Annotated in this window: 16 protein-coding genes; 4 read left to right on the forward strand and 12 right to left on the reverse strand. The window is 53.1% G+C overall.

Annotated elements, in window-relative coordinates; genetic code table 11:
• Positions 1-14 precede the first annotated feature (14 nt).
• From R70331_RS21680 to R70331_RS21690, 3 genes are read left to right on the forward strand one after another with little or no spacing between them, the layout of a single operon-like run.
• Positions 15-1,523 carry a spore germination protein gene (locus R70331_RS21680; protein WP_042178997.1) on the forward strand — a complete coding sequence of 503 codons (1,509 nt, stop codon included), beginning with the start codon at positions 15-17 and terminating at the stop codon, positions 1,521-1,523.
• Positions 1,524-1,555: 32 nt separating this feature from the next.
• Positions 1,556-2,710: a Ger(x)C family spore germination protein gene (locus R70331_RS21685; protein WP_269322356.1), complete on the forward strand. Its 1,155-nt coding sequence runs from the start codon at positions 1,556-1,558 to the stop codon at positions 2,708-2,710.
• A gap of 30 nt (positions 2,711-2,740) precedes the next feature.
• A complete protein-coding gene (locus R70331_RS21690; protein ID WP_042179001.1) occupies positions 2,741-3,865 on the forward strand; it encodes a GerAB/ArcD/ProY family transporter in 1,125 nt (374 codons plus the stop codon).
• 21 nt (positions 3,866-3,886) lie between these two features.
• Here the strand turns inward: R70331_RS21690 and R70331_RS21695 are convergent, their stop codons facing one another.
• The 4 genes from R70331_RS21695 to R70331_RS21710 are packed head-to-tail and all read right to left on the reverse strand — an operon-like array spanning position 3,887 to position 8,513.
• Positions 3,887-4,555 (reverse strand): metallophosphoesterase, encoded by a 669-nt coding sequence (locus tag R70331_RS21695; protein WP_052419155.1) that lies wholly within the window; start codon positions 4,553-4,555, stop codon positions 3,887-3,889.
• 47 nt (positions 4,556-4,602) lie between these two features.
• Positions 4,603-5,727, reverse strand: a complete 1,125-nt coding sequence (locus R70331_RS21700; RefSeq protein WP_042179004.1) for an ABC transporter ATP-binding protein — start codon at positions 5,725-5,727, stop codon at positions 4,603-4,605.
• Complete coding sequence (locus R70331_RS21705; RefSeq protein ID WP_042179006.1) at positions 5,724-7,409, reverse strand: ABC transporter permease; 1,686 nt, start codon at positions 7,407-7,409, stop codon at positions 5,724-5,726. Before R70331_RS21705 ends, R70331_RS21700 begins: the two co-directional genes overlap by 4 nt.
• Positions 7,410-7,418: 9 nt before the next feature.
• Positions 7,419-8,513: an extracellular solute-binding protein gene (locus tag R70331_RS21710; protein ID WP_042179009.1), complete on the reverse strand. Its 1,095-nt coding sequence runs from the start codon at positions 8,511-8,513 to the stop codon at positions 7,419-7,421.
• Positions 8,514-8,687: 174 nt separating this feature from the next.
• On the opposite strand from R70331_RS21710, the gene R70331_RS21715 reads away from it, so the two are divergent.
• Positions 8,688-9,590 (forward strand): LysR family transcriptional regulator, encoded by a 903-nt coding sequence (locus R70331_RS21715; RefSeq protein WP_042179012.1) that lies wholly within the window; start codon positions 8,688-8,690, stop codon positions 9,588-9,590.
• Between the two features lie 407 nt (positions 9,591-9,997).
• Here R70331_RS21715 and R70331_RS21720 read toward each other — a convergent pair whose 3' ends face one another.
• The 8 genes from R70331_RS21720 to R70331_RS21755 all read right to left on the reverse strand — a co-directional run bounded on the left by R70331_RS21720 (position 9,998) and on the right by R70331_RS21755 (position 18,906).
• On the reverse strand, positions 9,998-10,876 hold the full coding sequence (locus R70331_RS21720) for a cysteine ABC transporter substrate-binding protein (RefSeq protein ID WP_042179015.1): 879 nt from the start codon (positions 10,874-10,876) through the stop codon (positions 9,998-10,000).
• An 18-nt stretch (positions 10,877-10,894) separates the two neighbouring features.
• Entirely contained in the window at positions 10,895-11,683 is a 789-nt protein-coding gene (locus R70331_RS21725; RefSeq protein WP_442950557.1) for an amino acid ABC transporter ATP-binding protein, read from the reverse strand.
• Positions 11,671-12,348 carry an amino acid ABC transporter permease gene (locus R70331_RS21730; RefSeq protein ID WP_039875592.1) on the reverse strand — a complete coding sequence of 226 codons (678 nt, stop codon included), beginning with the start codon at positions 12,346-12,348 and terminating at the stop codon, positions 11,671-11,673. The genes R70331_RS21725 and R70331_RS21730 overlap by 13 nt, the downstream gene beginning before the upstream one ends.
• A complete protein-coding gene (locus R70331_RS21735) occupies positions 12,329-12,994 on the reverse strand; it encodes an amino acid ABC transporter permease (RefSeq protein ID WP_042179018.1) in 666 nt (221 codons plus the stop codon). The genes R70331_RS21730 and R70331_RS21735 overlap by 20 nt, the downstream gene beginning before the upstream one ends.
• Positions 12,995-13,650: 656 nt before the next feature.
• Complete coding sequence (locus tag R70331_RS21740; protein ID WP_042179020.1) at positions 13,651-14,439, reverse strand: ABC transporter ATP-binding protein; 789 nt, start codon at positions 14,437-14,439, stop codon at positions 13,651-13,653.
• Positions 14,429-15,412: a FecCD family ABC transporter permease gene (locus tag R70331_RS21745; RefSeq protein WP_042179022.1), complete on the reverse strand. Its 984-nt coding sequence runs from the start codon at positions 15,410-15,412 to the stop codon at positions 14,429-14,431. Before R70331_RS21745 ends, R70331_RS21740 begins: the two co-directional genes overlap by 11 nt.
• 39 nt (positions 15,413-15,451) lie before the next feature.
• A complete protein-coding gene (gene isdE, locus R70331_RS21750; RefSeq protein WP_042179025.1) occupies positions 15,452-16,393 on the reverse strand; it encodes a heme ABC transporter substrate-binding protein IsdE in 942 nt (313 codons plus the stop codon).
• 104 nt (positions 16,394-16,497) lie between these two features.
• Positions 16,498-18,906 (reverse strand): NEAT domain-containing protein, encoded by a 2,409-nt coding sequence (locus R70331_RS21755; RefSeq protein ID WP_042179027.1) that lies wholly within the window; start codon positions 18,904-18,906, stop codon positions 16,498-16,500.
• Between the last annotated feature and the right edge of the window lies 1 nt (position 18,907).

An 18,907-nucleotide genomic window follows, 5' to 3' on the forward strand; every position in this document is an offset into this window, starting at 1 on the left:
GAGGTGGCAGGCTGATGAGAGTAAACAAACGGGCAACCGATCCTTTTGCAACAAAAATAAAGGCGCTTGATGCTGAAATTGATATACCTATTTCTGAAAAACTGGATGATAACAAAGAGTGTATGAATCAGGTATTTGCAAATTGCTCTGATCTGATCGTGCGGAAGGTGCTGATCTTCGGCTCTATGCCAGCCTTGCTGGTTTATCTGGATGTTCTGACCGACAAGCAGACATGGGATGATGGCTTTCTGGAGCCTTTAATGCAGGAGGCAGCCACCCCGATCACCAGTATTCCCCAGCTCCATGAGCAGCTTAGATTTGGATTCTCTTCCATTGTGCAGCCTGCAGTCATCTTAACCATGACAGAAATCGCTAAATGTATTGTTACCGGGGACACTATTTTATTTATTGAAGGCTCTGCTCAAGCCTTTGCCTTCTCACTCAAAGATAAGCTGCACCGTGCGCTGGATGAGCCTTCAACAGAAGCCGTTATCCGTGGACCGCGCTATGGATTTATTGAGAAAATGGACATTAATCTTGCTCTTATCCGGCACCGGCTTCGTACCCCCCGGCTCAAAACCGAAAAACTCAGTGCCGGCAGCCTCTCCCGTACTGACATTACGATTGTCTACATTGAGGGTATTGCCGAGAAAAGTGTGGTTGAGGAAGTTAAAAGACGTATATCAGGCATCGACATGGATAGCATCCTCGAATCCGGTTATATTGAAGAGCTGATCTGCGATCATCCCTATTCCCCCTTCCCCGTTATTCAGGCAACCCAGCGTCCGGATATGACTACTGGATCATTAATTGAAGGGAAGGTAGCCGTTATCACTGACGGATCACCAATGGTGCTCATCTTACCGGTTACCTTCTGGTTCGGCTTTCAATCGGCAGAGGACTATTATATGAAATTCATGTTTGCTACCATGCTGCGCTGGCTGAGGTATCTGTTTGCCTTCCTTGCTATGGCGCTGCCTTCGATCTTTATTGCCATTACAACATTTCATCAGGAAATGATCCCGACGAGCTTAACGCTAAGTCTTGCGGCCGCCCGTGAGGTTGTACCCTTCCCGGCCATTGTGGAGGCGCTGATCATGGAAATTACTTTTGAAGCCCTGCGCGAGGCAGGAGTCCGCCTTCCCCGTCCCGTTGGCCAGACGATCAGCATAGTAGGTGCTCTTGTAATAGGACAAGCAGCCGTTCAAGCCGGCATTATTTCGGCTACGATCATCATTGTTGTATCCATAACCGGAATTTCTTCCTTTCTGATTCCGAATCCGGGGATGAGCCAGGCGATCAGCATTATCCGTTTTCCGCTCATGCTGCTTGCGGCAACATTCGGCCTATACGGGCTTGGTATCGGTTTACTCGTTATACTGGTGCATCTGGTAAATTTAAATTCCTTCGGTGTAGCTTATATGTCTCCGCTTGCACCTATATCCTTCACCGGACTGGCTGACACATTATTGAGGGCCCCGTGGCAAACCTTGAAGAAACGCCATAAACATACGAGGCATTAATTGGAGTGGGATTGAATATGAACCGAATGGTAATGGCATGCAGATATTTGCTTCTCCTGATCATCCTCTGTATGACGACCAGCTGCTGGGATCGCAGGGAAATGGATGATCTCGCCTTAATCATGGGCAGCGGGATCGATCTTACGGATACTGGACTGGTTGAGGTGTCTTATCAAATTGCGCTGCCTACAGGGATACCCAGTGCGGTGTCATCAGGTGGAGGCAAGAAGCAAGTAGTCATCATCTCAGCTAAAGGAAACGATATACAAGAAGCGCTGGGGCGGGTACAGCAGCAAATGTCGAGGTCTATTTATTTTGGGCACAGGGAAGTATTCCTGATTGGTGAAAATTATGCACGCCAAGGACTCAATCAGCTTCAAGACCTATTTACACGTTTTCCCGAGACCCGTTACAACAGTTTCGTATTAACAGCCTATGGGACAACAGCCAAAGAAATTCTCAGCGCCTCCTATCCAATGGAGCTTATTCCGGCGCTCGCCATTAGCAAAATTCAAAGCAGCAGACAGAGCTTCTCCGTAAAGTTCGATAAATTTCTGGAGGCCTTCTCCTCGCCTGGAACATCTCCGGTAACAGCAGCAATACGGATTATCCATAAAGGCACAGATAGAGAATCGGTTGCTATCGACAGGGCGGCAGTCTACCTCGACAATCATTTGAGCGGGTTTATTCCGCCCGAAGAGCTCGAACTGCTGCGCTGGTGGATCGGTGACCCCTACCGACTGGGATTCACTATTCAAGCGGAGCCTGAAGACAAAGAATACAAAGGAACCATCAGCGTAAAGTCTTCAGAGAGCAGTGTACATGTTCGTACGAAGATAATAGATGACCAGCCCGAGGCTGAAGTCACATTCCATGCAGTGGTTAAAGTGGTCTCTAACAACACAAGGCTGAATTTAATCGATGACAAAATCAGAAAAACCGTCGAGCAACAATTCTCCAATAAATTGAAGCTACGGATCGAGGGCCTGTTGAAACTTGTTCAGAAAGAAATGAAGTCGGACATCTTTGGCCTTGGAGAAGAAATCCATATCGAACATCCTGCTTTTTGGAAAAGAACAAAGAACTCATGGAGCGAAAATTTCCCTGAAATGACAGTAAATATAAAAGTCGATTTCCAAATCGAACAATTAGGAAAAACACAAGGCCGTACGTATCTGAAACAATAGCAATCCCAAAAAATGAAGAGGAAGCTCACAATGAATCTGAAACTCTCGGGCAAGCAGGTATTCTGGCTCATCTTCAGCATGAATCTTGGCATGACACTGGTCATGACACTTACCCCAAGCCTGCAGGCTGCTAAGCAGGATGCGTGGATTTCGATTATTGCTGCAGGCTGCATAGCACTGCTCGTTGCCTTACTGGTAACGCAAGCCGCCAAGCAATTTCCCGGCCAGAGTCTAATCCAATATGCTCCAGTCGTTCTTGGACAGTGGCCAGGCAAGCTGGTAATTGTCATCTATCTTGTTCAATGGTACACCATCCTTCCGATCGTACTGCGCCAATTTTCCGACCTTGTTAATGTTATGCTGCTTCCGGAGACGCCCAAGGAATCCATTATTCTGCTGATGGTCTTGTTGATAGCCTATGCTGCCTATGCCGGAGGCATCGAAGGCATTGGCCGCTGCAGCGAGCTTCTAGGCCCCATTATTATGGTCATGGTTCTGCTTGTCCTGCTTGCCAACATCAACAACATTAACTTGAAGCATATATTCCCGATTTATGTGGATACCGGTGTAAAGGATATTCTCCGCGGCTCACTGGCTCCTGCTTCCTATCTTGGGCATTCTGTTGAGTACCTGATGTTTGCTTCATTTATATCCCAGTCACGCAAGGGAGGAACGTCTGCAATCCGGGCGGTTTTGGCTGCGAACCTGCTCGTTCTGCTGACGATCATCATGACCATCGCTGTACTTGGAGTCAATCTCAGCCCGAATATGTGGTATCCGTTTTTTGAAATGACTCAAAAAATATCACTGTTTGGCTTCATCGATAACTTCGATGCCGTTCCGGTTGTGATCTGGATTTCCAGTGTATTCGTTAAGCTCGCCGTTTATTTCTTCTTAATCAGCTATGGAACTGCACAATTTCTGAAGATTAAACGCTGGAGAATGTTGATCTGGGTCAATGCACCGGTTATGTTTGTCTTTGCCCTGATTCCGCAAAATGTGATTGAAGCTACAACCAATTATCTGCAGCGCTACTGGGTGCCCTTCGCTCTGCCGGTGAATATGCTGGGGCTGCCTTTACTGCTGTTAGTAATAGGAACCTTGAAGAAAGGAACCGGGACTGCCGCTGCGGCAGGCGGTAATAGCAAACAGTAGCGGAGCCTTCGGTGATAAGCATCACCTGTCCTCCAGTACCTCCATTTTAAAGTCCTTATAATGCTGTCTGGTGGCCTCGGTTGAGCAGGAATAGGCAAGAGCGTTGTGAACATCCAGCAGCGTCAGCCGGCAGTTGTGCTTCGCTCCTGTATCTATGCCGGTTAACCCGGGCTTTCTCCAGACCTCACCTGCCTTGGCTCCCATTTTGAAGGTTGGCGTATGTCCGAAAATGATACCTTTACCGGCGTACGACGGCGGCTGCACTCTCCAGAATTCCTCACGGATTTCCGTCATGTCCTGCAGCGTCTGCTCTACAAGCGTCACACCCGGACGGAAGCCGGCGTGGACGAACAGGTAACCGTCCGCTTCGATGTACGGGGGCAGTCCCCGCAGCCATTCGCGGAGGGATGTGCCGCCGGAAGCTCCGGAAGCAATGTCTGCAAGTTGCCCCGGCAGCCGCAGTTCCATATTTCCCGGAACAGCCAGCGCACCTTCCTCTGTCAGCCTCCGGATCAGATGCAGCGTCTCCCAGCTTGGCGGATCTTCGTCTATGTAATCCCCCACCAGAATCAGGCGGTCTGAAGCAGGATTATATTCAGCGGTATCAAGCAGCTGCAGCAGCCCTCCGGCATGTCCGTGGATGTCTGAAACCGCCAGCAGTCTGCCTGTATTCAGTGATGTGTGCAGCACAATATCAGCGGCCTTTCCAAAGTGATCTTTAGGTTCTTCTCTTGCTCTCAGGTTGCATAAATATAGGCGGATTCGCGGGGAAGCTCGGCATGGATAATACTCCCGCCATCCCGCTGTTCTTCGCTGAACAGGTATAAGCGTTCTCCTGCTGCCGACTCTGCCATCGTCCGCCACTTGGTCCCTTCAAAGGTCGAGTGAATGACGGTCGCTTCAATCCGGTTAAAGTCTCCACTTTCATTAGAAGCTTCTGCTCCGGCGGGCAGTACCTTGACTGCTTCCGGCCGGAAACGCAGCTCCGCACGGCCTTCCGCCCGCAGGCTTCCGTCCGGCCCGCAGACGATCCCGCACAGCAGGCCTGCCGAACCTTGCAGGGCAGCATCTCCCGGCGTGCCGGCAAAGGTGCCGCTCAGCACATTGATTGCCCCCAGCAGCGAGGCTGCCTGCCTGCTGGCAGGCTTATTGTAGCAGGCCATCGGCGTGTCGAGCTGGTCAATAGCCCCGCTGCGCATCAGCAGCAGCTTGTCGGCCATCGCGAAGGCTTCCTCCGGATCGTGGGTCACATGGAACACGCTCATTTTCAGCCTGCGGAATAAGACAGACATTTCGGTCCGCATCTCCACGCGCAGCCGCATGTCCAGATTGGAGAGCGGCTCATCCAGCAGCATCAGCCGCGGCTCTGTCACCAGGGCGCGGGCAATCGCCACCCGCTGCTGCTGGCCGCCCGACAGCTGCGGCGGCAGCCGCCGCTCGAAGCCTTCGAGCTGGAGCAGGGTCAGAGCCTCCTCCACCTTTTGTTTAATGGCTTGCGCGGACAGGCGCTTTTGTCTGAGCCCGTAAGCGACATTGTCATACACATTCATGTGGGGCCACAGCGCATAGTCTTGAAACACCATATTGATGCCGCGTTTTTCGGGCGGTGTCATCCGGGAAGCAGTGGCAATCGCCTTGCCGTGCAGCAAGATTTCTCCCCCGTCCGGCTGGCTTAATCCGGCAACAAGCTGGAGCAGCGTCGACTTACCGCAGCCCGAGGGACCCAGCACACTGATAATTTCACCCTCCTGCAGCTCCAGGTTGATACCGCCCAGCGCCTGGAAACCGCCGTAGCTTTTCTGCAGATTTCTGATTTCAAGCAGCGGGACACCCGGAGCGTGTACGGTCTGTGGTTGGCTCATGCTCTAGCCCCTCTCTTCTTAAAGATAGTTTCAATTACAATCAGGATTAATACGATAATGCCGCCTCCGGTCACCGTGGCCGCTGAAGCGTAGCCGAACCGCATATCTTCAAAGGCATCATCAATGACAATCGGCAGGGTTACAAAATTCGGCGGGAACAGAATGGAATTGACCGCCAGATCAAAGATACAGGATCCAAAGGCCGCAAGTGCACCCGAAACCAGTGCGCCGCGGATCAGCGGGATCAGGATCGTACGTACCCGGGTAACCAGAGAAGCCCCCTGAATCTGAGCGGCATCCAGCAGATGCCCCGGAACCTTGGCCATCGAGCCGGTAATCACCCGGGTAATGACCGGGATGGCTCCGGCGATGGCAGCAAGCACCAGAATCGGCGGCTTGCTGTACAATCTAAGCCCAAGCGGCTCAAGCCATTTCTGGTTCCAGACAAAAATATACCCGATGCCGAGCACAACGCCCGGAACTGCGAAGGAGATCAGCGTAGCGGTCTCAATGAGCTTTTTAAATTTGAACCGGGAATATGACAGCACAAACGCCGCTCCAAGGCCGATGATCAGCCCGAATACAGAGGCTGCGGCCGCAATCGCCAGTGATCTGCCGATGCCGGGGAATAGATCCGCCCCGTGACGGAACAGCTCGCTGTAATGCTCAAGCGTCAGATTGCCTCTCACCAGTCCTCCTGACTGTACCTGTAGAATGGACATGACCAGGCTGGAGCCGATCGGGATGCCGATGACAATGATGAGCAGCAGACCCACCGCGCAGCTGATCAGCCAGCTGTATTTGCCGGCAGAGCCGGGGGCCGAGCGGACCGCTCTCCCTGACAGAATGTCATACCTGGCTCTGCGCAGCACATAGAACTGGACGGCAATTGCCATCGCGATCAGCAGCACCAGATACAGGGACAGCACACCAGCCATGTCGAAGCGGATCGGCGAGGTGTAAATTGCCGAGTAGATAGAATATGGCAGTGTCGGGAAGCGGTAGACTACCGCTATTGCCGAAGGAAGACCAAAGTCTCCGATTGTATCCATAAAGACCAGCAATGCCCCTGAAAAAATAGACGGCAGCAGCAGCGGAACCTCTACCGTCCGCCATACACGCCATGAGCTGGCGCCGCACAGCCGTGCAGCCTGTGACAGCATATCCATTTTCCACTCCATGGCCGCACGTACGGTCAGATATGCCAGCGGGAACTTACTAAAGGTCATCACTGCAACCAGACCGGCCGGTGAGAATACAGCAGAGCTTACCCATTTCCAGCCGAACAGGGACGCTGCCAGCCCGTTGCCGGCAGAGAACATAATCCAGCCCTGGGCCAGGATAAAGGAAGGCATGATGAACAGGATCCAGGCGGCAGCATCCAGCAGCGCAGCCCCCCGGAAAGACCAGCGGGAACGGGCCATAGCCAGCACCGTCCCCAGAATGGTTCCAAACAGCGTAGTGCCGATGCCCAGCAGCAGCGAGTTTTCGAGCGATTTTCTCCAGAGCGGGCGGTTGAATACATCAAGCAGGAGCGACAGATCACCAAAATTCAGCTCTCCGAAAAAAACACCCGGCAGCAGCACCTGAACGATGACAGCTGCCAGAGGAAACAGGACAAGAATGGCGAGCAGGATGCTGACGATCCAGCCCAGCCGGTTTACATTAAGCGCTTTTAGCATATTACCGGCTTACTGCACAGCCTGATCGGCAAACCATTGCTTGATCTCAGCTTCATGCCCGCTCGCCCATGCGGCCTCTGTAAAGTTCAGCTTGGCATCAGCGGCACGGTCAGCTTTCGGTTCTGCGCCCTCTGCCGACGGTTCAAAGTAAGCCTCGTCCCCGGTATCAACCAGCTCCCGCTGCACTTCCGGCTTCAGCAGGAAGCTCACGAACTGCTTCGCTGCGTCAGCTTTTGCCGTATCCTTCTGGATTGCAGCCACACGTACGGATGCCGGTGCTCCCTCTTCAGGCCATACCAGCTCCACCGGTTCTCCGGCAGCCACCATGGAATACGCATTCGATTCCTGCAGCGCAGCAATATCAATCTCCCCGGCGGTCAGAGCCTGTACCACCTGCGGATTCTTCGGATACACGCGCAGCCCCTGCTCCATCAGTGTGTTGAAGTAGGCCTTCCCCCCGTCCATTCCCTTATCCTCGAAAAAGCTGGAGACAAACGGATATGCCGGTGCCGCAATGGCCGGATCAGCCATACCCAGTCTGCCCTTGTAGGCTGCGCGGCTCAAATCTTCCCAGGAGGCAGGAATATCTGCACCGGTGATGTTGTTTTTATTGTAGACGATGATTCCAGCTGCATGGGCCCCGGTCGGATAATACGAGCCGTCTTCGGGAATCAGCGATTCATAGTTATCTTTCAGTCCGGCCACATTATCCGGCGTCCAGCCGGTGAGCAGTTGGCCTTTGGCATCCAGCCCGTTAATGGAAGGCATTGCGTCGATCCACACGACATCCCACTGCGGATTGCCCTGCTCGGCTTCAATACGGGACATAATTTCGGCACCGTTACCGGAGACGATGTTCAGCTTAATGCCGGTCTCTTTTTCAAACATTTCACCGATGACCGCATCAAAATCGTTCAGGTAAACTGTCAGCGTCTGGTCACCGGCAGGTGCTGCTGTTGCCGCTGCTTCAGCTGTAGCCGCCGCATTTCCGTCAGCTGCTGCAGCAGTTGTATTACCCTGATTTTGTCCTCCGCAAGCTGTTACCGCGAGTAGTGAGAGCGCACCTGCTGCAATACCTGCTGTTTTGAGCCAATTCCGTTTCACGATTGATTAATCCCCCTTGAGCTACTTGTTTCGCCTTAGCGTTACTTCAAACTTTAACAACCTTGTGTAAGAGCAACGTTAAGCCTGAATGTTAGTTTTATTAAATATATCTATGTATATTGAATGTTTAATAGATAACGTCTATATTTCAAATATAGAGGGAGCGTGAAGGCATTGAATGTACAGCAATTAAAAGTATTCGTAGAGGTTATGCGCAGGGAGACATTGCAGGAGGCAGCAGAGACGCTGGAGCTGACCCAGCCGACCGTCAGCTTTCATCTGCGTAAGCTGGAGGAGAGCCTCGGCACCCCGCTGTTCCGCAAGCAATCGCGGAAGCTGATCCGCACGGAGGCGGCGGAGGAACTGCTGCCGTATGCACGGCGCGTTGTTTCGCTGATGGAGGAAGCTGCTGAACGCATGCGGATAAGGGCTCTGCATACACACAGCAGACTGAAGCTTGGTGCGAGCTATACACCGGCCACTTATTATCTGCCTCCTTTCTTAGCGGATTACAAGCACCGGCATCCTGATACAGACCTGCTCTTGACGGTAAAAAAAGCCGAAACCGTACTTTCACTGTTAAGGCATCACGAGATTGATGCAGCGGTCATCTCCCTGCCGGACGAACCGCTGAAGGGCCTGCAGGTTCTGCCGCTTATTGAGGATGAGCTGCAGCTGGTAATGAAGCCCGGCCATCTGCTTAGTAAAGCTGAGCCGCTAACTGCGGAGCAGCTGCAGGGCGAGACCTTTCTGCTCCATGAGCAGGGCTCTACCTCCCGGCAGCTGGCTGAGGAGTGGGCAGCTTATGCAGGCGTCCAGTTCCAGTCCGTCATGGAGCTGGGAGCGATCGAGACGATCAAGGAGACGCTGAAATTCAACTCCGGTATCGGAGTGCTGCCGCTGCGCAGCATCCTTAAGGAAACTGCAGCCGGCGAGCTGATCCGGCGCCCCCTGCCGGGAGACGGCTACGTCAACCGCCGGCACATTTGCCTCGTCTACCGGGACGAGCCGATCTATGCGCGGCATATCCGGGATTTTATCGAGTATATCCGGGGGATCGCCGGCGCCGGCTCATAGGCGATTTTAAGAACAAACTAACTCTGAGGGGGCAACACGCAGGCCCCCTCAGACCTGTTCTCGCGCCCCCGCCTACTTTCCGGCCCAATAACGGGACTTTTACCGTTATTTCCGCGTTCACGCCTACTTTCCGGCCCAATAACGGGACTTTTACCGTTATTTCCGCGTCCACGCCTACTTTCCGGCCCAATAACGGGACTTTTACCGTTATTTTCGCGTCCCCGCCTACTTTCCGGCCCAACAACGGGACTTTTACCGTTATTTCCGCGTCCACGCCTACTTTCCGGCCCAACAACGGGACTTTTACCGTTATTTCCGCGCCCCCGCCTATTACAAAAAGCTGCCCCATGCGGATTATCCGCACGGCGCAGCTTCATTTGGCTCCTGTATTCTTTTACAACTTATAACTACTCGATCTTACCGCCCTCAACCACCAGCTCATCGGTATAGCCTTCTCCGTAAACCTCATTCAGGGTTGCATTATAAGCCTCATGGATGAACTTTTCCTTGCCCAGCGTCTCCAGCTCGGTGTTGATCCAGTTCAGCAGCTCGGTGTTGCCTTTGGCTACTGCCGGGGCAATGGTGTCCTGGCCGCCGAAGGCCGGGATGCTTACGGTGAAGCCGGGGTTGGACTTGGCCCAGGCGATCAGCTCAGTGTTGTCATTGGCAATCGCGGCACCGCGGCCGTCCTTAAGTGCGGAGAAAATCTCGGTATACTGGTCGAATTTCAGCAGCTCAATGTCCGGATATTCTTTGGTGAAGTAGGTTTCAGCCGTAGTCCCCTTGGCAACGATCAGCCTCTGGCCTTTCTCCTTCAGCTGGTCGATGGAGGTAACCGGCGCACTGTCCGGGGAGACAATCCCGAAGGACAGCTTCATGTACGGGCTGGCAAAATCGACCTTTTCCTTCCGCTCATCCGTAACCGTAAAGTTAGCCATAATGATGTCCACTTTATTGGATTCAAGGTAGGCTACACGGCTGGCCGCATCCACCAGGATAAATTCAGCCTTCGATTCATCGCCGAGCAGATCCTTGGCAAATCTTTTGGCAATATAGACGTCAAAGCCCTGATTCTTCCCTTCGGAGTCCACATAGCCAAACGGCGGCTTGTCGGCAAATACCCCGATCCGGATCTTATCGTTCTTCTTCAGCTGTTCAATCGAATCAAATTTAGAAGAAGACGAATTTGATCCGGCGTTGTTATCCGAATTACCGCAAGCAGTCAGTCCTACCAGCAGCATACTTGCCGCAATAATACCCGTTATTAACTTTTTGCCTTTACCCATCTCTCTCATCCCCTGTTTCTATAGTTTGTTGTACTCAAAAATATTAAGAAAGTGCTGTGCACGTTCTGTCGCAGGACTGGTGAAGAACTGCTCCGGCGGAGCAACCTCACATACGGTGCCTTGATCCATAAAGACGATACGGTCGCCAACCGATTTGGCGAATCCCATTTCATGCGTCACAATAATCATCGTCATACCCTGCTTAGCCAGGCCCTGGATGACGTCAAGCACCTCGCGCACCATCTCGGGATCAAGCGAAGCCGTCACCTCATCGAATAAAATAATATCCGGATTCATGCACAACGCCCGCACAATCGCGATCCGCTGCTTCTGCCCCCCCGACAGCTGCCGGGGATAATCGCCCGCCCGGTCGGCCAGGCCGACCCGCTCCAGCAGCTCCTGCGCCTGCTGCTGCGCTTCCGTACGCTCTCTCCGCTGCACCTTCAGCGGGCCGAGCAGAATATTCTCCATCACCGTCATATGGGGAAACAGCTCATAATTCTGAAATACCATCCCGATATGCTGGCGCAGCTCGCGCCAATTGACATCCCCTCCGGCCAGATCCTGGCCGCGGTACACAATATGTCCGCCCTGCACCGGCTCAAGTCCGTTCAGACAGCGCAGTAAGGTGCTTTTGCCGCAGCCGGAAGGCCCGAGAATGACAATGACCTCCCCGCGCTCCACCTGCAGATCAATTCCTTTCAGCACCTGACGGTCACCGAATGTCTTATGGACACCCTGTACCTCCAGCAGCAGCTCACCTGTCTTCGTCATATCTGAGTTTCCTTCCTCCGCTAATTTTGCCATTTATGCTCGAATCTCCTGGATAGTCTGGACAGCGGGTAACAGACAAGGAAATACAGGATAAAGATGAACCCGTACACCCAGAACGAGGCATTCGGCGCTTTGATCACACCCAGCTCAATAATCTGCTGTCCGATCTTCACCACCTCAATCACTCCGATCAACACAACCAGAGACGTTGTCTTCACCATCCGGGTAGCCAGATTGATCGAGCCCGGCAGCATCCGCCGCACCGCCTGCGGGATCAGAATGTGCCGGTACAGCTGACCTCTGCTTAAGCCCAGCGCCTGCCCCGACTCCACCTGATGCTTCGGCATCGATTCCAGCGCGCCGCGCACGATATCACCGATCTCCGCCGCCCCCCAGAGACTGAAGACCAGAATAGCTGTCGCCTCTCCGCTGATGTCAATATGCAGCATAGGCGAGAAGCTGAAATGCACCACGTACAGCCAGACCAGAATCGGAATAATCCGGAAGGCTTCCAGATACAGCCGCAGAACAAGCCGCAAAGGCCGGGAATTCACCGTCCGCAGCAGGCCCATCAGTACCCCCAGCACAGTCCCTATAACAATAGAAACAAAAGAAATTTCAATCGTAACCAGCAGTCCCCCGAGCAGCCGCTCGAAGTTCGAGCCCTCGAACAGCACCTCAATTCCCGAATTCGGCATGCCGCACCTTCCTTTCCACCCAGCTGAGCAGGAGCGACAATGGCAGCACCAGAATCAGATAGGCCAGCACCAGCAGCAGCAGGGACTCCGCGGTTTTGTAATGCATGCCGATCAGATCCTTGGCGACATTCATCAGATCCATCAGGGCGATCGCCCCGACAATGGACGTCTCCTTCAGCAGAAAAATCGCGTTCGCGCCCAAAGAAGGAATGCTGATGGACAGCGCCTGCGGAAGAATGACGTACCTTGCCAGCTGCACCTTGCTTAGTCCGATGCTGAGACCCGATTCCAGCTGAGTCCGGCCGACCGCCTCAATTCCGCTTCTAAACGCTTCTGTCATGTAGCTGCCTCCGAGAAAAGTCATCCCGACCACCGCACACTGGAACTCGCTCATGTGAATACCCACCTTCGGCAAGCCGTAATACAGGAAGAACAGCTGCACCAGCAGCGGGGTGTTTCTCGACAATTCGATGTAAGCCAGAATAATGCTTCTAAGCCCTTTAACCTTATAAAATAGCACCAGACTAAACACAAGCCCGAGCACGAGCGACAGCGCAATCGCGATTAACGCCAGCTTCACCGTCAGCCACATGGCATCCCCGTACAAGGGCAGACTTTCCATGATAAACTCCCAGTCTAAATTCATCTGCACAACCTTCCGTCCGCCAAAATAAAGCCCTCAATCTGACAACTAATTAACAACCAATGTGATCGGTTTACTAGGGTGATTTTATCCCGAAGCTGACATAAGGTGATATGATTAATTTCACACTATTCCAAGTCATTAACTAAGAATAAATACTATGCCTGTCTAGATAGCAGCTCCTTCTGGTACTCTCCGCAAAAGAACCAATTCAGCCGGTCTGGTGAACATTCAGACTTTCAATTTCAATTGATATAGTTGGATTTTCTCCACCACATTCCATCTTTTTGTACACTTCTTCTATCATTAATTGGAAAATCTCCACCTAAACCAGCCCTGAAGTCCCTCTATAGAGTATTTCAGCAAAATTAAGTGGAGTTTTTCCTAATAATCTTTAATTACCGTTGTTTAAAGAATAATTAGGTGGAGAAATTCCATTTAGTCTGATTAAGGTAAGCGCCATAAAGCGGTTTTCTATAAAACAAGCTGATAAAAAAGCCGCCAATGCCCTGCGTACGCAGGCAATGACAGCTTTCCTCCAGTATGAATGATAAGACGCTCCTGCTTGGAAGCACTTCAGGCGGCTTGACACAGATAATTGTGCCGGCGGAAGAATCCGAAGACGTTAATCTGATCGTTATGATCTGCTCTGCCCCGGTTTAACGGGGTCCTTTATAGCCTCTTCTGACCGGTACGATGTACATCCCTGTATCAGGGTCGTTTTTCACAACGACATCCACCCCGTACACCGCTTTAACTGATTCTGCGGTTATCACTTCCTCCGGGGCTCCCTGCAGCACTGCCTGTCCGGCCTTCATTGCGATCAGATGATCGCTGTAATGGACTGCCTGGTTCATGTCATGCAGTACCATGACCACAGTCAGCCCGTGCTCCTTGCCCAGCCGGCGGATCAGCTCGAGCATTTCATACTGGTAGTAGATGTCCAGGTAGGTTGTCGGCTCATCCAGAAAAAGCACCGGCGTCCGCTGGGCCAGCGCCAGCGCCAGCCATACCCGCTGGCGTTCGCCGCCGGACAGCTCGGCCAGCGGCTTCTTCCGCTTATCCTGCATGTCCGTGCAGGACAAGGCCCATTCTACTGCTTCCCGGTCCGCTTCGCGCTCCGGCGACAGCAGCGAACGGTGCGGAAGACGGCCGAAGGCGGCCAGCTTCTCCACCGTCAGATCATCCGGCGCCGTATTCTGCTGATGCACCACCGCAAGCTTGCGGGCAATCTCGCGCGGCCGGTATTCAGCCAGCGTCCTGCCGCCCAAAATAACCGAGCCGGCATCCGGCTTGTAATTGGCCGCGAGCACGCCGAGCAGCGTTGACTTTCCGCTGCCGTTGGGTCCGATAATTGCAGTAGTCCGGCCCATTGGAATGTCCAGATTCAGCCCGGTAAGCAGGCTTTTGCCCCGCCGGTAGGAGAAGGAAAGGCCTTTAATCTCCATGGTTCATCTCTCCTTTGCGCAGCAGGAATATCAGGAACGGTCCGCCGATTACCGTCATTATGATGGAGGCCGGGATTTCGACCGGGGCCAGCACCGTCCGCCCGAGTGTGTCGGCCAGCAGGATGAGCAGGGCACCGGCCAGCGCCGTGAACGGAATCAGCACCTTATGATCGGAGCCGACCAGCTGCCGGGCAATGTGCGGAACCAGCAGGCCGACAAAAGCAATCAGGCCGCCGATCGCCGTCGCCGTCGCCGCAAGCAGAACCGCTACTGCCGACACGAGTATCCGCACACGGCTGACATTCATCCCGAGGTTGCGGGCGGTTTTATCCTGCAGCACCAGCACGTTGCACCAGGGGCTGATCAGCAGCGCCAGAACCAGGCCGATCGTGCCGTACAGCACAATAATTTGTACATCCTGCCAGGTTTTCAGGTTAAAAATCGACGTTGTCGCCATATTGACCATCGTTACTGCATAGCTGCCCCGGTAGTTAAAGGATTGTCCAAGCCCGGTAAAAGTAGCATTAACCGCAATACCAACCAGAATCAGCCGCAGCGGCTGCAGCCCGGATTTCCATGACAGCGAAAAGACCAGCAGGCAGGCAACTGCTCCGCCCAGAAAAGCGAACAGCGGCATCCAGAAGAACATCGCCGGAAAGATCGTCACCATCGTCAGCGAAATAAAGCCCGCCCCTGAGGAGATCCCGATTACCCCGGCATCGGCCAGCGGACTGCGCATAACTGATTGCAGGAGCACACCCGAGACAGCCAGCGCCGCTCCGCAAAATAAGGCAATAATGACCCGCGGCAGACGCAGATCGCGGATAATCGCTACATTTTCATTCGTGCCTGTCCATAAGCCCTTCACCAGCTCGGGCAGAGTAACCTGAAGGCTGCCGCTAAGGACAGACCAGATCATAGTAGCCAGCAGCAGGATCAGGACAGCAGCAAAGCTCCAAATTATTTTTTTCATTTCCTCATCCCCTGTTGTTGAAAAAGTTCTGCTCCCGCTCTACGGTGTAAGCTCCGGATACAGCATCGGCAGCAGATCATCCAGCGCCTGGTCAGCAGCAAGGTTCGCCGTGGTACCGAACAGTTCTTCAGGCAAATCGTAGACGCGGCTGTTTTTGACTGCATTGAAATGCTTCCAGATATCATTTTTCACGAAATCCTCGTTAAACATCTTGATCACTTCCTCCGGCATCCCGTGCGCCGCACGCAGAATCACATCCGGATTGCCCTGCTGCAGATACTCCGTATTAGAAGCCAGGTATTCCACCTCTTCCCCTTGCACAATGTTCACACCTCCGGCTATACGCACCAGGTCACCGATATACGAATGCTCTGTAGCAACCAGATAGCTGCCGGGAACCCCGAGCAGAATCAGCACCTTGGGTGCAGGTTTACCGGCAGTCGCCGCCTCTACTTCGGCAATTTTATCTGTGTAACGGGCAACTCCCCGGTCCGCCTGTTCCTTGCGGTCATATTTCTCCCCCAGCAGTGCTATAGACTCCTCAAGCTTATTAAGGCTGGTCAAGTCAAGGAATAAGGCATTGATTCCGGCATTTTTGAACAGGGGCTCCAATTCATACTTCAGGGTGGTTACCGACAGTACCTCGCTCGGCTGCAGTGACTTTACCTTCTCCAGATCCGGGCTCATCGGACTGCCTACCTTCTCCACATCCGCATAGCGCTCCGGCAGTACCTTGGCACTGGCCGGAATGCCTGTCAGGTCAAGGTCCAGCAGATTCATGATTTCAGTCGCAGCAACCGTGGTCGCTACGATGCGCGGAGCAGCGGTGGCCGCCGGTTCCGCCTCCTCTGCACCTTCCTGCCGTGCTTCTGCTGTAGCCGCAGGGGCCGTCTGCTGCGCAGCACTGTCTGTATTTACACTGTTCCCGGCACAGCCTGCCAGCAGCATTACCCAGCAGGCAGCCGCAAGGCAGCTTAACATTTTTCTTCTCACTGAAATATTAACTCCCCTCTCACAGCAAAACTGCGAAGGACACCGGATATCCGGCATCCTTCGCTGGTCATGTGGTTATATGCCGGAATGTATTATTGCTCCAGCAGCTTCACAAGCAGGGATACAGCTTCTGCCCGTGTGGCATAATCGCCTGCTGCATAACGGTTGCCGCCTTTACCGCTGACCAATCCGGCCTGCTCGGCTGCCGCCACATACGGGCGGGCCCAGGCCGGAATGTCAGCCAGATCACTGAAGGTTGGCACTGCGGCCGGATCAATCGTCAAGCCCTTGGCACGGGCTACGATCACGGCCAGCTCTGCGCGGTTGATCTGGCGGCTTGGGCGGAAGCTGCCATCCTCATACCCGCCGATAATCTGCATAGCGGCGATCTGGGCGACACCTTCACTTGCCCAGGCCGGAATGCTGCTCTGGTCGCTGAATACAGTTCCTTCCCCTGCTCCGCTAAGCTTCAATGCACGGCTGATCAGTACTGCGAACTCCGCACGGCTGACCGGGTTATTCGGACGGAAGCTGTTATCGTCATACCCGTTAACCAGTCCGGCATGGACAGCTTTTTCAATCGCTGCCTGTGCCCAGTGGCCGTTCAAATCTGTAAGGGTAACAGCAGTAGTATTCCCGCCGTTAGCTGTTCCGGTATTACCGGCTGCAGGAGCCTGTGTTGGTGCAGGCGTAGCTGAAGCAGAAGGTGCTGGTGTTGCCGATGCTGCTGGCGTTCCTGCGTCAATGGTACCGGCAGGATCGCTGACTTGTCCGCCAACGGTGCTGCCAACCAGGATATCAACATCATAGCTGCTGTCGTAGTTGAATTCAGGCCACACGATTTTGACCCAGGCATTCAGCTTGGCTCCTGTACCGCTGACCGGGAAACGGACGGTACGGGTATTTGCAGCTGCATTGGAAGCTATAACCGAAACTGCTCCCTGATCTACGGTGAAGCCTGTGATTTCTTTGCTTTGCTTCAGCGTAATCGCCAGATATTTCTGGCCGCCGGACACAATCAGTGTCCCCGGATGCAGAGTGTACGTGTCCATCATGGAAGGCTCACTTGACCCGTCTTTCAGGATCGTATAATCAATGCTGTAGAAGCCGTCTGCCAGAGTAGCAGGCGTTGGTGCTGTACCGCCTCCGGTATCTGTACCCGTTCCCGGCGTCGGAGTAGGCGTTGGTGTCGGATCAGGTGTAACTACCGGCGGTGTTTCATCTTTTACTGCAGTAATGGAATCCGCATTAAATTTGTAGCGTACGGAATGCGTCATGTCATAGGTCGTAGGCGTACCTCCCATGTTCACTACGGTCACGATGTGCACGGTTCCGTTCAGCACAGGCTGCAGCTTTTCTACAGGGAATGAAATAACACGCGTGTTGGCCTCTGTATTCTCGCTTACTGTCGAAGCCGTCTGTCCGTCAACGGTTACTTCCTTGATGGTGGAGCTGTCTTTAATGACATTGAGCGAGACGCTCTTCTGTCCGTCCTTCACCGTAAGGGTAGCAGGCGTTCCAAAATAGCTTTTCATCGAAGAATCCTTATCCTGCGTTGCATGCAATACGGAATACTCAATCGTATATTTGCCGTCGCTCAGCACCGGCTCTGCAGGTAACTCCGGCTGAACCGCCTGGATTGAATCAGCATTGAATTTATAACGTACAGAGTGCGTCATATCATAGGTCGTCGGTGTCCCGCCCATGTTCACCTCAGTAACAATATGTACTGTTCCGGTCAGCACAGGCTGCAGCTTTTCTACAGGGAAGGAGATAACACGCGTGTTATCTTCTGCATTCTCGCTTACAGTCGAAGCAGTCTGTCCGTCAATTGTAACCTCCTTGATGGTCGAGCTGTCTTTGATGACATTGAGCGATACGCTCTTCTGTCCGTCCTTTACCGTAAGGGTAGCCGGTGTTCCAAAATAGCTTTTCATCGAGGAATCCTTATCCTGCGTTGCATGCAGTACGGAATACTCAATCGTATAGTTACCGTCGCTCAGTACAGGCTCTGCAGGCAGTACAGGAGCTGCCGGAATCAGGCTGGTGTCGAACTTGAAATCAACATTATATTCATTGTTATAAAAGAGCTCCGGCCATTCGATTTTGACCCAGCCGTCACTCACAGCAGTCAAATCCCCCAGCTCAAACTGTACAGTTCTTTCGTTGTTATCCGTATTATTGCTGGAAATATTGCCTTCTGAAAGAACGCCGTCTGCTGTTGTCAGCTTCAGCCCGGTGATCTCTTTGCTCTGTTTAACCGTGAACGACACATAGTTTTTGCCGTCCTTAACTTCCAGCTTGGCCGGTTTAACTACATACGTTTCCATTACGGAATTATCGCTTGTGCCATCCTTCAGAATGGAATACGGGAGCTCGTATACCCCGTCCTTATACTTCACGCTTTCAGCTGATGCTGAACCCAGCGGCTGAAGCACTGAGCTTATGAACAATACAACCGCCAACATTCTGAACAGTAAACCGAATTTCGTTTTATTCAAC

The sequence above is a fragment of the Paenibacillus sp. FSL R7-0331 genome (assembly GCF_000758645.1).
In the GTDB taxonomy this organism is placed as follows: Bacteria; Bacillota; Bacilli; order Paenibacillales; family Paenibacillaceae; genus Paenibacillus_AQ; species Paenibacillus_AQ camerounensis.

Coding starts and splice junctions, on each gene's coding strand:
- R70331_RS21680 (WP_042178997.1), top strand. CDS start 15: ATGAGAGTAAACAAACGGGCAACCGATCCTTTTGCAACAAAAATAAAG.
- R70331_RS21685 (WP_269322356.1), top strand. CDS start 1,556: ATGGCATGCAGATATTTGCTTCTCCTGATCATCCTCTGTATGACGACC.
- R70331_RS21690 (WP_042179001.1), top strand. CDS start 2,741: ATGAATCTGAAACTCTCGGGCAAGCAGGTATTCTGGCTCATCTTCAGC.
- R70331_RS21700 (WP_042179004.1), bottom strand. CDS start 5,727: ATGAGCCAACCACAGACCGTACACGCTCCGGGTGTCCCGCTGCTTGAA.
- R70331_RS21705 (WP_042179006.1), bottom strand. CDS start 7,409: ATGCTAAAAGCGCTTAATGTAAACCGGCTGGGCTGGATCGTCAGCATC.
- R70331_RS21720 (WP_042179015.1), bottom strand. CDS start 10,876: ATGGGTAAAGGCAAAAAGTTAATAACGGGTATTATTGCGGCAAGTATG.
- R70331_RS21725 (WP_442950557.1), bottom strand. CDS start 11,683: ATGGCAAAATTAGCGGAGGAAGGAAACTCAGATATGACGAAGACAGGT.
- R70331_RS21730 (WP_039875592.1), bottom strand. CDS start 12,348: ATGCCGAATTCGGGAATTGAGGTGCTGTTCGAGGGCTCGAACTTCGAG.
- R70331_RS21735 (WP_042179018.1), bottom strand. CDS start 12,994: ATGAATTTAGACTGGGAGTTTATCATGGAAAGTCTGCCCTTGTACGGG.
- R70331_RS21740 (WP_042179020.1), bottom strand. CDS start 14,439: ATGGAGATTAAAGGCCTTTCCTTCTCCTACCGGCGGGGCAAAAGCCTG.
- R70331_RS21745 (WP_042179022.1), bottom strand. CDS start 15,412: ATGAAAAAAATAATTTGGAGCTTTGCTGCTGTCCTGATCCTGCTGCTG.
- isdE (WP_042179025.1), bottom strand. CDS start 16,393: ATGTTAAGCTGCCTTGCGGCTGCCTGCTGGGTAATGCTGCTGGCAGGC.